This window comes from Streptomyces sp. NPDC055815 (assembly GCF_053616475.1).
On record NZ_JBSHDU010000020.1, the window covers coordinates 98,871 to 110,942 of the forward strand.

At 75.0% G+C, this 12,072-nt stretch carries 13 protein-coding genes; 8 read left to right on the top strand and 5 right to left on the bottom strand.

Features of this window, described 5'->3' with window-relative positions:
- The first annotated feature begins 71 nt into the window (after nucleotides 1–71).
- Complete coding sequence (locus ACWGN5_RS15730) at nucleotides 72–1,121, top strand: MBL fold metallo-hydrolase (RefSeq protein ID WP_453515198.1); 1,050 nt, start codon at nucleotides 72–74, stop codon at nucleotides 1,119–1,121.
- On the opposite strand, the gene ACWGN5_RS15735 is transcribed toward ACWGN5_RS15730, so the two are convergent.
- Entirely contained in the window at nucleotides 1,101–1,742 is a 642-nt protein-coding gene (locus ACWGN5_RS15735) for a DedA family protein (RefSeq protein ID WP_453515215.1), read from the bottom strand. The genes ACWGN5_RS15730 and ACWGN5_RS15735 overlap by 21 nt on opposite strands.
- Nucleotides 1,743–1,920: 178 nt before the next feature.
- Entirely contained in the window at nucleotides 1,921–2,700 is a 780-nt protein-coding gene (locus ACWGN5_RS15740) for an MBL fold metallo-hydrolase (protein WP_453515199.1), read from the bottom strand.
- Between the two features lie 109 nt (nucleotides 2,701–2,809).
- Between ACWGN5_RS15740 and ACWGN5_RS15745 the strand changes: the two genes are divergently transcribed.
- From ACWGN5_RS15745 to ACWGN5_RS15765, 5 genes are all read left to right on the top strand, one after another.
- Entirely contained in the window at nucleotides 2,810–3,214 is a 405-nt protein-coding gene (locus ACWGN5_RS15745; RefSeq protein ID WP_365221420.1) for a hypothetical protein, read from the top strand.
- Nucleotides 3,215–3,378: 164 nt separating this feature from the next.
- Nucleotides 3,379–5,493 (top strand): phage holin family protein, encoded by a 2,115-nt coding sequence (locus ACWGN5_RS15750; RefSeq protein ID WP_453515216.1) that lies wholly within the window; start codon nucleotides 3,379–3,381, stop codon nucleotides 5,491–5,493.
- Nucleotides 5,494–5,559: 66 nt separating this feature from the next.
- Nucleotides 5,560–6,942: an amino acid permease gene (locus ACWGN5_RS15755; protein ID WP_453515201.1), complete on the top strand. Its 1,383-nt coding sequence runs from the start codon at nucleotides 5,560–5,562 to the stop codon at nucleotides 6,940–6,942.
- Between the two features lie 101 nt (nucleotides 6,943–7,043).
- Nucleotides 7,044–7,421: a hypothetical protein gene (locus ACWGN5_RS15760; RefSeq protein ID WP_453515202.1), complete on the top strand. Its 378-nt coding sequence runs from the start codon at nucleotides 7,044–7,046 to the stop codon at nucleotides 7,419–7,421.
- A 55-nt stretch (nucleotides 7,422–7,476) separates the two neighbouring features.
- Complete coding sequence (locus tag ACWGN5_RS15765) at nucleotides 7,477–7,647, top strand: hypothetical protein (protein ID WP_453515204.1); 171 nt, start codon at nucleotides 7,477–7,479, stop codon at nucleotides 7,645–7,647.
- Between the two features lie 46 nt (nucleotides 7,648–7,693).
- Here ACWGN5_RS15765 and ACWGN5_RS15770 read toward each other — a convergent pair whose 3' ends face one another.
- Nucleotides 7,694–8,443, bottom strand: coding sequence for an IclR family transcriptional regulator (locus ACWGN5_RS15770; RefSeq protein WP_453515205.1), 750 nt, complete (start codon nucleotides 8,441–8,443; stop codon nucleotides 7,694–7,696).
- Between the two features lie 187 nt (nucleotides 8,444–8,630).
- Entirely contained in the window at nucleotides 8,631–9,836 is a 1,206-nt protein-coding gene (locus ACWGN5_RS15775) for a low temperature requirement protein A (RefSeq protein WP_453515206.1), read from the bottom strand.
- Nucleotides 9,837–10,066: 230 nt separating this feature from the next.
- On the opposite strand from ACWGN5_RS15775, the gene ACWGN5_RS15780 reads away from it, so the two are divergent.
- On the top strand, nucleotides 10,067–10,492 hold the full coding sequence (locus tag ACWGN5_RS15780) for a hypothetical protein (protein ID WP_453515208.1): 426 nt from the start codon (nucleotides 10,067–10,069) through the stop codon (nucleotides 10,490–10,492).
- 4 nt (nucleotides 10,493–10,496) lie between these two features.
- Here the strand turns inward: ACWGN5_RS15780 and ACWGN5_RS15785 are convergent, their stop codons facing one another.
- Nucleotides 10,497–11,318 carry a helix-turn-helix domain-containing protein gene (locus ACWGN5_RS15785; protein ID WP_453515209.1) on the bottom strand — a complete coding sequence of 274 codons (822 nt, stop codon included), beginning with the start codon at nucleotides 11,316–11,318 and terminating at the stop codon, nucleotides 10,497–10,499.
- Between the two features lie 100 nt (nucleotides 11,319–11,418).
- Here ACWGN5_RS15785 and ACWGN5_RS15790 point away from each other — a divergent pair, with 100 nt between their 5' ends.
- A complete protein-coding gene (locus ACWGN5_RS15790; RefSeq protein WP_453515211.1) occupies nucleotides 11,419–11,724 on the top strand; it encodes a 4a-hydroxytetrahydrobiopterin dehydratase in 306 nt (101 codons plus the stop codon).
- The last annotated feature ends 348 nt before the right edge of the window (nucleotides 11,725–12,072 follow it).

A 12,072-nucleotide genomic window follows, 5' to 3' on the forward strand; every position in this document is an offset into this window, starting at 1 on the left:
CACGCGTTCCCCCGCCGGCGTCCCACGACCCCGCCACCCAGCGCCGAGCACGAGCGGAACGGAGCCCGCAGATGACCGAACGGACGGCACCCCCCGCCCGGGCCGGACAGGCCCCGTACCCCGGCCGGGTCGCGCCCCCGGCCCCCGCCCCCGCGCCCCTCCTCCAGCCCCTCGGACGGCTGCGCCAGGACTGGCCCCGCACCTTCGCCGACCGGCTCACCGCACCCCTGCCCGGCGTCCGGGCCCTGGCCCGCCTCGCCCGCGAAGGAGCCGTACGCCCCCGCGCCGAGGGCCTCCGCGACATCCCCCTGCTGCCCTTCGAGCCCGGCCCGCTGCCGCCCGCGGGACCCGACACCCTCGCCGTCACCTGGGCCGGGCACGCCAGCTGGATCCTGCGCGTCGGCGGACTCACCGTCCTCACCGACCCCGTCTGGTCCCGCCGCATCTTCGGCACACCGGCCCGGCTCACCCCCGTCGGGGTCCGCTGGGCGGACCTGCCGCCCGTCGACGCCGTCGTCATCAGCCACAACCACTTCGACCACCTCGACGGCCCCACCCTCAAGCGGCTGCCCCGGCACACCCCGGTCTTCGTCCCGGCCGGACTCGGCCGCTGGTTCACCCGCCGCCGGTTCAGCCGCGTCACCGAGCTCGACTGGTGGGAGGCCGCCGAACTCGACGGCGTCCGCTTCGACTTCGTCCCCGCCCACCACTGGTCCAAGCGCACCCTCCTGGACACCTGCCGCTCCCTGTGGGGCGGCTGGGTGCTCACCGACCGGGCCGGGCGCCGCGTCCACTTCGCCGGGGACACCGGATACGGCCACTGGTTCACCGAGATCGGCCGCCGCTACCCCGGCATCGACCTGGCGCTCCTCCCGATCGGCGCGTACGACCCGCGCTGGTGGCTCAGCGACGTCCACACCGACCCCGAGGAGGCGGTCCGCGCCCACCAGGACCTCGGCGCGCGGCGGATGGCGCCCATGCACTGGGCCACCTTCGTGCTCTCCTCCGAGCCGGTCCTCGAACCCCTCACCCGGGTCAGGGCCGCCTGGGAGAAGGCCGGCCTGCCCCGCGAGGACCTGTGGGACCTGCCGGTCGGCGCCTCACGGGTGCTCGTGCCCTGACGGCGCCTCCCGGGGTGTCCGGCGGAGCCGCCGCCACAGCGCCGGGACCGCGCTGATCAGCACCGTCAGGCCCACCGCCGCGACCACGCCCTGCCAGGGCTCCGGGAACAGCGAGCCGCCCAGGATCCCGATCAGCTGGTACGTCGCCGCCCACGCCAGGCACGCCGCCGCGTCCCCCCGGACGAAGCGGCGCAGCGGCATCTCCGAGAGCAGGCACGCCAGCATCACCGGGATCCGCCCCGCCGGCACGAGCCGGGACAGCACGAGCACCGACACCTGGTGCGTGTCGAGCCGTTCCTGCGCGTGCGCGAGCCGGTCCGGCGTCACCCGGGACCGCAGCGCGGCCAGCCACCGCGAGCCGTTGCGGGAACGGACCCCGCGCTGCCCGAGCCAGTAGAGGGCCGTGTCACCGAGCAGCGCGGCGGCCGCCGCCACCAGGAAGACGAAGAGGAGCGAGAACGGCGAGGACTGGTGGAAGGCGACCACCGCCGCCGAACTGACGATCGCGCCCGTCGGCACGACCGGCACCAGCGCGCCGAGCGCCACGAGCAGGAACAGCGAGGGATAGCCGACCGCCTGCTGCGTCGACTCGGGCGGCAGCTCGCGCACCGCCGTGACCATGCCGGTGAGACCACCGATCACCGGGCGACCTCCCGCGGTCCTTCCGTCACGGCGCGACCCCGGGCCGCGAGTCCTCCAGTCACCGCGCGACCCCGGGCCGCAAGTCCTTCCGCCACCGCGCGACCCCGGGCCGCAAGTCCTTCCGTCACCCCGCGCCCCCGGGCCGCAAGTCCCTCCGTCACCGCGCGACCTCCGGTCGCACCCGGTCGCCGTGGCCGAGGAGGTGGACCGCCACCTTCGGTGCGAGCCGGGCCGCGTGCCGGACGAACTCGTCGCCCGGCGCGTGGAACTCGTGCGGCCGCACCCCGTCGAGCCCGATCGGCCAGTACGTGCCGTAGTGCACCGGCACCGCCGCCGCCGGCGAGAGCGCGGCGAGCGCCTCGGCCGCGCGCCCCGCGTCGAGATGACCGTGCCCGAGGTACGGTCCCCAGCCGCCGACCGGCAGCAGGGCCACGTCCACCGGGCCCACCGCGTCCGCCATGCCGTCGAAGAGACCGGTGTCCCCGGCGAAGTACGTCCGCGCCTCGCCCTCCACGACGTACCCGAGCGCGGGGGAGCGGTGCGGCCCGACCGGCAGCCGCCGCCCGTCGTGGAGTGCCGGGACGGCCCGTACCGTCACGCCCTCCACCGTCACCGCGTCGCCCGGCTCCACCTCGGTCAGCCGCAGCCCGTGCCGGTCGAGCCTGCGCAGCCCCGGTACGGCGGCGGGCGCGCCGCGCGGCACGAGGACCCGGGTCCCCGGCGGGAGCTGCGCGAGGGAGGGGAGGTGGAGGTGGTCGGCGTGCAGGTGCGAGACGAGGACGGCCTCGGCCCGGGTTGCCTCGGGCGGAGGCAGGGCGCCGCGCCGCCGGCGCAGATGGGCGAGCCGCCGCGCGAACAGCGGATCGGTGAGGAAGCGGACCCCGGAGTCCTCGACCGTGCAGGTCGCGTGACCCCACCAGGTGACCTCCACCGGCATGCCGCCCTTCTGCTCCGCGTCGTCCGTGCTCGTTCCGTAACGAGAGTAAATGTCCGGAGCATGCTCCGGAGGATGTTCGGGCATCACCTTCCGGCAGTAGGGTCGGCCCATGGACGACGTTCGGGTGGCGGCGATCGCCAGCCTCACCCCGCTCGAAGAGCTGGACAGCGACCCCTTCCTTGTCGACACGCGCGGCCAGCACGCGGTGTGCGCCCGCTGGGCGGACGACAAGGGGTACGTGCTCGCCCGCCAGCTGTTCTGTTACGGAATCCGCCCGGACCACGCGGAGCTCTGGGCCGACGTGGAGGCCGGGACGGTGGATCTCTTCGTGGCGCCCAGCGAGCGGGTCCTCGCCCGCGCGCTGACCTCCGTGCCCGGCTTCCGCGCCGAGTGCGAGCGCCGGGGGGTGCGGGTGGAGACCGTCGGACTTGACGAACCCCCGTACGACACGGCGGCGAAGGCGGGGGTGCACCGGCGGCTGTCGATGCCCACCGCCGGATACGACGGTTCCTGAACCCCCTTCCTCACCACCGGCTCCCGGCCCCCGCCCTTCCCGCCCGATCGCGGCCGTTGTGCCACGCTTGAGGCAGGAAACGGGCGAAAGGTGAAGCGGGCGTGGGTGACGGGCGATGGGGTGGCGCCGACCGCTGGCGGTCCGCGGGCAGAGCGGTGGGGCGGATGGTCGCGGTGTGGGCGGTGTCCACGCTCACGATGCTCGTCCTCGCCGGGCTGCTCCCCGACTTCGAGCTCCAGTCCGCCGACGGCGACAGCTTCACGCGAACCGCCCTCACCGCCGCCACGGCCGCGGGCGCCTTCGGTCTGCTCGGCGCGCTCGTCTGGCCGGTGATCGTGCGGGCCCTGCTGCTCGTCCCGGCGCTCGTCCTCGGCCTGCTCGTCTTCTTCCTCAACGGCTCGCTGCTGCTCGTGGCGCTCTGGCTGATCCCCGACGGGCGCGGCGCCGCCGACCCCGAGACCGCCGTCGTGGTCGCCGCCGTCATGTCCGCCGTCGCCTCCGGTACCTCCACGGCCCTCGCCGTCCGCGACGACGACGCCTACCGGCGCCGGCTCTACCGGCTCACCGGCCGCACCCGCCCCCGCGACCCCGTCGACCTGGCGGGGGCCGTGCCCGGCACGGTCTTCCTGCAGCTCGACGGCGTCGGCCACCACGTGCTGCGCGGCGCCGTCGCCGACGGTCTCATGCCGACCGTCGCCGGCTGGCTGGACGCCGGCCACCGGCTCACTCCCTGGCGCACCGACTGGTCCAGCCAGACCGGCGCCAGCCAACTCGGCATCCTGCACGGTTCCAACGAGGACGTGCCCGCCTTCCGCTGGTACGAGAAGGACACCGGCCGCCTCATGGTGTCCAACCGCCCGGCGAGCGCGGTCGAGCTCCAGCGGCGGGCCGTGCGCCGCACCGGGGACGCCGGTCTGCTCACCGTCGACGGCGCCTCCCGCGGCAACCTGTTCAGCGGCGGCGCCGACCAGCTCGCCCTCGTCCTGTCGATGGCCGCCCGCCGGGGCCGCCGCAACCGCTCCCGGGCCGGCTACTTCGCGTACTTCTCCGACCCGGCCAACGCCGTCCGCACCGCCGGATCGCTGGTCGCCGAGTGCGCCCGGGAGATGTACCAGTCGACGCGGGCGCGGCTGCGCCGGGAGACCCCGAGGGTCTCGCGCGGCGGCACGTACCCCTTCGTCCGGGCCTTCGCGACGGTCGTCGAGCGGGACGTGGTGGTCTCCGCCGTGATGGGGGACATGCTGGCCGGCCGGACCGCGGTCTACGCCGACCTCGTCGCGTACGACGAGGTGGCGCACCACTCGGGACCGCACGGCCGCGACACCGACCAGGTCCTGAAGCGCCTCGACCGGGCGATCGCGCTCATCGCGACCGTCGCCGAGCACGCCCCGCGCCCGTACCGGATCGTGCTCCTCTCCGACCACGGGCAGTCCCCGGGCGAGACCTTCGCGTCGGCGTACGGTCTGACGCTGAAGGAGCTCGTACGGGCGGGGTGCGGGCTCCCGGTGCCGCGCCGCGCACGGCGGACCCGATGGGGGCACCCGCGGACGGAGTCCGGGGGAGCTTCCGAGGCGCGCGACGCGGCCAGGGACGCGCTGCGCAGCGCCCTGCACCGGCCGGTGGACGAGAAGGACGAGACGGCGCGGGAGCTGCCCGCGCGGCTCTCCGAGCCGGTGGTCCTCGCCTCGGGGAACCTCGGTCTCGTCTCCTTCCCCGATGTGCCGCACCGGATGACCCGGGAGGAGATCGACCGCCGCCATCCGGCACTGCTGCGGACCCTGGCGCACCATCCGGGCGTCGGTTTCGTGCTGGTGGCGAGCGCCGAGCACGGTTCGGTGGTGCTCGCCCGCGACGGGGTGGAGGTGCCGGTCGCCGAGCTCGCGGACGACGGGCCGCTCGCCGTCTTCGGGCGGGGCGCGGCGCGGGCGGTGCGGCGCACGGACGGTTTCCCGCACGTCGCGGACATCATGGTCAACTCCCTGTACGACCCGGCGACGGGCACCGTGCACGCCTTCGAGGAGCAGATCGGCTCGCACGGCGGTCTCGGCGGTGAGCAGTCGCACGCCTTCCTGCTCTCGCCGCCGGACCTCTCGCCGCCGGTGGGGGAGGGGGAGGAGCTGGTGGGGGCGGAGCAGGTGCACCGGGTGCTGCGGCGCTGGCTGCGCGAGTCGTCGGGGCCGCAGGTGCCGCTGGGGCCTCTGGAGATTTCCTCGTCCACGGGCGCATCGGAATCAGTTCTTCCGGTTGACGACCCGGTCGCGCAGGACAAAAACCGCTGATTTGGACGCCTGTTCGCCCTTACCGGACGATGGTCCGGATTTGCACGACGGAAGGCGCACCACCCCATGAGCACGGCCACCACAACTCCACAGCGGGACACGGCACAGCAGGAGGGCACCCCGGACGAGGAGGGCACCCCGCACGCCCGCCGGTTCGGACTGCCCATCGCGACCGCCCTGGTCATGGGCAACATCATCGGCGGCGGCATCTTCCTGCTGCCGGCCTCCGTCGCCCCGTACGGCACCATCAGCCTCGTCGCCTTCGGCGTCCTCACCCTCGGCGCGATCGCCCTCGCCCTCGTCTTCGGCCGGCTCGCCCACCGCCTGCCGCAGACGGGCGGACCCTATGTGTACGCCCGCGCCGCCTTCGGCGACTTCGCCGGCTTCCTCGCCGCCTGGTCGTACTGGATCACCGCCTGGGTCTCCAACGCCGCCCTCGCCGTCGCCGCCGTCGGCTACCTCGACGTCCTCGTGCCCGTCCACACGTCCACGCCCGCCACCATCGCCGCCGCCCTGGCCTTCCAGTGGCTGCCCGCGCTCGCCAACCTGGCCGGCACCCGCTACGTCGGCGCCGTGCAGCTGGTCGCGACCGTGCTCAAGTTCGTCCCGCTGATCCTGGTCGCCGTCGGCGGCCTGTTCTTCTTCGACAGCGCCAACCTCGGGCCCTTCCACCCGAGCGGGGGCAGCGCGCTCGGCGCGGTCTCCGCCTCCGCCGCGATCCTGCTCTTCAGCTACCTCGGCGTCGAGTCCGCCGCCGTCAGCGCCGGCGAGGTCCGCGACCCCCGCCGCAACGTCGGCCGCGCCACCGTCCTCGGCACCCTCGGCGCCGCCGCCGTCTACCTGCTCGGCACCCTCGCCGTCTTCGGCACCGTCGCCCACGACAAGCTCGTCGACTCCACCGCGCCCTTCTCCGACGCCGTGAACGCCATGTTCGGCGGCTCCTGGGGCGGCGCCGCCGTCGCCTGCATGGCCATGGTCTCCATGCTCGGCGCCCTCAACGGCTGGACCCTGCTCAGCGCCCAGGCCCCCTACGCGGCCGCCCGCGACGGACTCTTCCCGAAGGTCTTCACCGTCAAGCGGCGCGGCGTGCCGACCGTCGGCGTCCTCGTCACCGTCGTCCTCGCCTCGCTCCTGACGGTCTACAACTACACCGCCGGCACGAAGGGGGTCTTCGAGATCCTCGTCCTCGTCACCACCTTCACCGCCACCGTCCCCTACCTGCTGTCCACCGCCGCCCAGATCTACTTCCTGCTCTCCGGGCAGTCCGAGAAGGTGTCCCGGGCCCGGCTCGCCCGCGACGGCGTCCTCGCCCTCGCCGCCTTCGGCTTCTCCCTCTGGCTCGTCGCCGGCTCCGGCTACGCCGCCGTCTACCAAGGCGTCCTGTTCCTCTTCGCCGGCGTGCTCGTGTACGCGTGGATGGCCGCCCGCAAGCAGCGCGCCACGGCCTGACGGCCAGGGCGGTGAAATCCGGGGCCCGCGCGTAGGCCGCCCGGGCGGATCTCGGACCGCGGGCGCCGCACTCCTCGCACGGCGGGGCAGTACGGATCTCCGTGAGCCCCGACCGCCAGACGCCCGCCGCGCCCGCCACCCCGGCGGGGCGCCGGGCGCGCCCGGACCGGGGCCGGCACCGGTGGATCGCGCTCCTCCTCGTCCTCGCCGCGCTGCTCGGCACCGGGGCGGCCGCCGCGCTCCCCGTCGCCGAGACGCGCGCCGCGGCCGCCGCCCCGGCCTCCGACCCGGGCGGCGAGACCCACGACCAGGCCGCCACCGAGGCCGGACTGCCCGGCCGGAGCCGACGGGCCGGCACGGGCCTGCGCCCCGCCGTGCCCGGGCCCCGGCCGCACGGCCCACGCCGGGCCCGTGCCTCCGCCCCCGTACCCGCCCCGCGCGGCGACGACGCGCTCCGGTGCGTGGTGATGCGCTGCTGAGAGGCCCCGCCTCCCCGCAGTCCCCCATCACCCCCGTACCACGAGGAGCCCCGTCATGCCCGTCGACCCGTACGCCGTCCTCCAGGCGCTGCTGCGCGCCGAGGCCGCCCGCGCCCGGCGCACCGAACGCACCGCCCCCGAGCCCGGCACCCCGGCACCCGCGCCGACGCCCGAGCCGCCCGCCCACCGGAAGGACGGCCTCCGCCGGGAACGCCCTCTGGGCTGAACCTCGCACCGGCCTCCCGGAGCCCCCTCCGGGAGGCCGACGGACCTCAGGTCAGCACCGTGAAGGCATGGGCCGTCAACGCCCGTTCGAGCCGGACGCGCAGCCGCAGCGCCGTCTCCTCGAGACGGTCCTCCTCGTCCACCGGCAGCGAGAACCCCACCGCCGAGTGGACCCCGCCGACCGTGATCGGCACGGCCCCGCACACCGTGCCGAGCATGTACTCCTCCCGCTCGACCACGGGCACGCCCCGGCGCAGCCCGGCCAGCCTGCGCATGAGCGCCTCCTCGTCCGGGACCGTCCGCGGCGTCAGCCGGCTCACCGGCCGCCGCGCCAGATACGCCCGGCGGGCCTCCGGGTCCAGCTGGGCGAGGAGACACTGCCCCAGCGCGTGGGCGTGCGCGGTGGCGCGGAACTCCGCCCACTCCTCGGGAACCGGACGCCCCGGGACCTCCACACCCATGACGACCTCGACCTCGCCGTCGTCCATGGCCGCGTAGTACACGGGCGCGTCGAGCTCCTCGCCCAGCATCCGCAGCCAGTCCGGCAGCCGGGCGCCGTGTCCGCGCTCCTGCCCGGCGAGCCGCGGCGCGGCGGGCCCGAGCCGGAACGCCCCGCGCTCATGGCGCAGATGGCCGTCGTGGACGAGGGTGCGCAGCAGGTGGTACGTGGTGGCCAGGGGCAGCCCGGCCATCCGCGAGAGGCGCTTGGCGGTGAGTTCGCCGTGCTGGGCGACGAGTTCGAGCAGAGCCAGCGCTCGACGGACGGAACCTATGAGAGTGGGGCTGGTGGGGGCCATGGGGCCAGTGTGACGAGCTAGATGCGCCCGCGCGCCCTTCTTCTGGATCTTGTACGTTCACCCGGCTCCGTACCTGGCGAACCGTCACGATCCTCCAGCCCGAGCCTGTGACCTGCACTGAGACCCGGGCAGGGCGATCCGGCCCTCCCCGCTCCAGCCCTCCCCGCTCCGGCAGGCCGCGCCCGCCTCAGGCCGCCTGATCCTCGGGCGACCGGTTCGGGCCCCGCCTCGTGTGCAGGCTCACCAGGACCGTCGCCGTCGCCGCAAGCACCACGAGGGCCACCAGGGCCGGGACCAGGCCCACCAGCGGGCCCGCCGCCAGGCAGCACACCCCGCCCACGGCCAGGGCGGTCGGCCGCCGGCCCGAGGTGCGCAGCACGATCGCGGCGGCGCCAAGGAGATAGACGCCGACGCCCCCGGTCAGCGACCAGGCCACGACGCCGTGCAGCGGCTCGGCCAGGTCGTAGTGCGCGGTGTCGGCGACCTGCTGGAGCACCTTCTTCATCCCGAGCGCGCAGAGCACGACCCCCGCCACCAGCGGCAGGTGCAGGAAGGTGTAGACGTCCCGCGCGAAGCGGGTGCGCTCGTCGCCGTCGAGCGAGGTGAGACGGTGCTCGGCGGCCTCGCCGAGCTGCCGGAAGTACAGCCGCCACAGCCCCGCCGAGAGCAGCAGCCCCGCGGCCGAGGCGCCGAGCACCGCGTACGAGAGCGGGAAGCCGGAGACGCCGACGCCCATCGCCACGATGGACTCGCCCAGGGCGATGATCACGATCAGACCGTGCCGCTCGGCGAAGTGCCCGGGGGAGTTGACCCGCCAGCCGGAGGAACCGGTGATGTAGATCCCGCCGTAGTCGACGGCCACCGCCCCCAGCCACCACAGGAGCTGGACCCGCCCGTCGTACGCGCAGCCGATGAGCAGCAGCACCAGCGGCGGCAGCACGGACGCCATGGCCGTACGCCGCAGGGTGGCCCGCAGCGCGGCGTCCCCCGGGCTGGAGAGCCAGTACGAGGTCAGGTGCAGGGTGCGCACCGCGCCGTAGCAGAGCACGAACACCAACGGCTCCGACAGCCCGCCCGGCGTGTCCGTGAAGACCCTGGGCACGGCGAGGGACACGATCAGGACGACGGCCATCACGGTGACGAGGACGCCGAACAGGGCGCCGGAATCGGCCCGTACGACATTGCCCAGCCAGGCGAAGGCGCACCAGCACCACCAAAGCAGCGCGAGCACGACCATCGCGCCCACCATCCGCACCGGCGAGGGCGCGGCCGCCATCAGAGCGGTGACCTGCGTGATCGCGTACACGAACACCAGGTCGAAGAAGAGCTCCGCGGGCGTCACCTTGTGATCGTCCCCGGTGGCCACCATGGCCCGTTCCCTGTTCCACGCCATCGGCGTTCTCCCCCCTCCGGGGCACCGGTTCCGGCCACCCCGGCGCGAAGACTACTCACCCCGGGGGAGCGACGGCACGGCCGCCCACGGACCGGCATTACCCGGCAGGTAATCGACCCCCTCCGCGCCGCCCGGCATGCTCATGGACACCGGAACCCGGGCGGCGCACTCCGCTCGGGCTCCGGGCCCACCACCCGCACGAACGTCCCCCCTCTGGAGGGTGATCCGCCATGTCCCAGACCCTGCTCGCCGGCCTCGCCCGCACCACCCGCCCCCAGTCCGCGGTGCGCCGCTTCCTCGCCCTCGACGCCGTCGTCACCGGGGCCAACGGGATCGCCTACCTCGCCGCCTCCGGCCCGCTCGGCGACCTCCTCGGCGTCGACGCGGGACTCCTCCTCGAACTCGGCCTGTTCCTCACCGCGTTCGCCGCCGGCGTCGCCTGGCTCGCGAGCCGCCCGCAGCCCCCGGCGCTCGCCGTGAAGCTCGTCGTCGACGCCAACGTCCTCTGGGCCGTCCTCAGCGTCGTCGCCCTCGTCGCCTGGCTGGAGCCGACCACCGCCGGCCTGCTCTGGACCCCGATGCAGGCCGCCACCGTCGCCGGCTTCGCCGCGCTCCAGTGGGCCGCCCTCAGGGCCGCCGCGCCCGCCGCCCGCTGAAGGGTCAGGCGCCCGCCGCAGCCGCGGCGAGCGACCGCAGGTACGCGACCGTCTCCGGGTCGGCCGGGAGGAACGTCTCGATGGCCAGCTCGGCGACGGTCACGTCCATCGGCGTGTTGAACGTCGAGATCGACGACACGAACGACAGCACCCGCCCGTCGTGCTCGATCCGCAGCGGCAGCGCGAAGTACGGGTACGGCTCCGCGTCCGGCCGGTCCTCCGGGTCGATCCGCTCGGGCAGCGGATAGGCCGCCACCTCCTCGTACAGCTCCCGCAGCGGCTCCGAACGGGCCAGCGCGATCTGACGCTCCATCTGGGCCAGGAGATGGCCCCGCCACTCCCGCAGGTTCCGGATCCGCGGCGCCAGGCCCTCCGGGTGCAGGGTGAGCCGCATCGCGTTCATCGGCGGGGTGAGGAGATGCTCCGGAATCCCGCCGAGGAGCAGCTCGATCCCCCGGTTCGCCGCCACCACGGTGTACGTGCCGTCGACCACGAGCGCCGGATACGGCTCGTACCCGTCGAGCAGCTGCTGGATCCCCCAGCGCAGCGTCTCCAGACGCGGCGCGTCCAGCGGCGACTCCGCGTACCGGGGCGCGTACCCCGCCGCGAGCAGCAGCGCGTTCCGCTCGCGCACCGGCACCTCCAGGTGCTCGGCCAGCTTCAGCACCATCTCCTCGCTCGGCCGGGAACGGCCCGTCTCCACGAAGGAGATGTGCCGCGCCGAGGAGTCCGCGCGCAGCGCCAGTTCCAGCTGGCTCAGCCGCCGCTGCTCACGCCATCCGCGCAGCAGCGGGCCCACCCCCGTGTCGGTCACGACAGTTGTCATGGCCAGACGGTATCCCAGAGGGGGACGCCGGGTAGCTTTCCCCCGGGGCCCTGTCCGTCACCCCGTCACCCCGCACCACCCGACCGGAGGGAGCACCGCCGTGCCCACACAGCCGCTGTCGCAGAAGGAGATCGAGGACCGCCTGAGGGAGCTCCCCGGCTGGTCCGTCGACGCGGACCGGCTCACCCGCACCTACCGGCTCGGCGACCACTTCGCGGCGACCGCGCTCGTCGTCCACGTGGCCCAGATCCAGCAGGAGCTCGACCACCACTCGGACCTGACCCTCGGCTACAACACGGTCGCCGTCGCCGTGAGCACCCACTCCGCGGGCGGCGCCCTCACCGAGAAGGACTTCGAACTCGCCGACCGCGTCGAACGGATCGCCCCGGGCCACGGCGCGAGCTGACCCACCGTAGGATCCCGGGCATGGCGGAGACCGTGCTCGACTACGAGGCCGAGGCAGCGCCCTGCGACCGCCGCCGTGGAGGGGCACCCGGCGCCGTGTGAGACCCGCGCCCGCGCTGGGCCGCGCCCACCCGCCGTGCGGGCCCGCGCCCGGCCTGGGCGGCGCCCGGGCCCACCGCCGTGTGGGACCCGCGCCGGGGCTGGACGGTGCCCCGGCCCACCGCCGTGTGGGACCCGCGCCGGGGCTGGACGGTGCCCCGGCCCACCGCCGTGTGGGCAATCGTCCCGCTGGGGCGGGACGGGTGGGCACACGGGACGGCGCGCCCAGCGGCGCCTCCGCGTTCCGCGC

Excerpts from the sequence above, each read along its gene's own strand:
- ACWGN5_RS15730 (WP_453515198.1), top strand. The coding sequence starts at position 72 with ATGACCGAACGGACGGCACCCCCCGCCCGGGCCGGACAGGCCCCGTAC.
- ACWGN5_RS15745 (WP_365221420.1), top strand. The coding sequence starts at position 2,810 with ATGGACGACGTTCGGGTGGCGGCGATCGCCAGCCTCACCCCGCTCGAA.
- ACWGN5_RS15780 (WP_453515208.1), top strand. The coding sequence starts at position 10,067 with ATGTCCCAGACCCTGCTCGCCGGCCTCGCCCGCACCACCCGCCCCCAG.
- ACWGN5_RS15785 (WP_453515209.1), bottom strand. The coding sequence starts at position 11,318 with ATGACAACTGTCGTGACCGACACGGGGGTGGGCCCGCTGCTGCGCGGA.
- ACWGN5_RS15750 (WP_453515216.1), top strand. The coding sequence starts at position 3,379 with ATGGTCGCGGTGTGGGCGGTGTCCACGCTCACGATGCTCGTCCTCGCC.
- ACWGN5_RS15765 (WP_453515204.1), top strand. The coding sequence starts at position 7,477 with ATGCCCGTCGACCCGTACGCCGTCCTCCAGGCGCTGCTGCGCGCCGAG.
- ACWGN5_RS15770 (WP_453515205.1), bottom strand. The coding sequence starts at position 8,443 with ATGGCCCCCACCAGCCCCACTCTCATAGGTTCCGTCCGTCGAGCGCTG.
- ACWGN5_RS15740 (WP_453515199.1), bottom strand. The coding sequence starts at position 2,700 with ATGCCGGTGGAGGTCACCTGGTGGGGTCACGCGACCTGCACGGTCGAG.
- ACWGN5_RS15735 (WP_453515215.1), bottom strand. The coding sequence starts at position 1,742 with ATGGTCACGGCGGTGCGCGAGCTGCCGCCCGAGTCGACGCAGCAGGCG.
- ACWGN5_RS15775 (WP_453515206.1), bottom strand. The coding sequence starts at position 9,836 with ATGGCGTGGAACAGGGAACGGGCCATGGTGGCCACCGGGGACGATCAC.
- ACWGN5_RS15755 (WP_453515201.1), top strand. The coding sequence starts at position 5,560 with ATGAGCACGGCCACCACAACTCCACAGCGGGACACGGCACAGCAGGAG.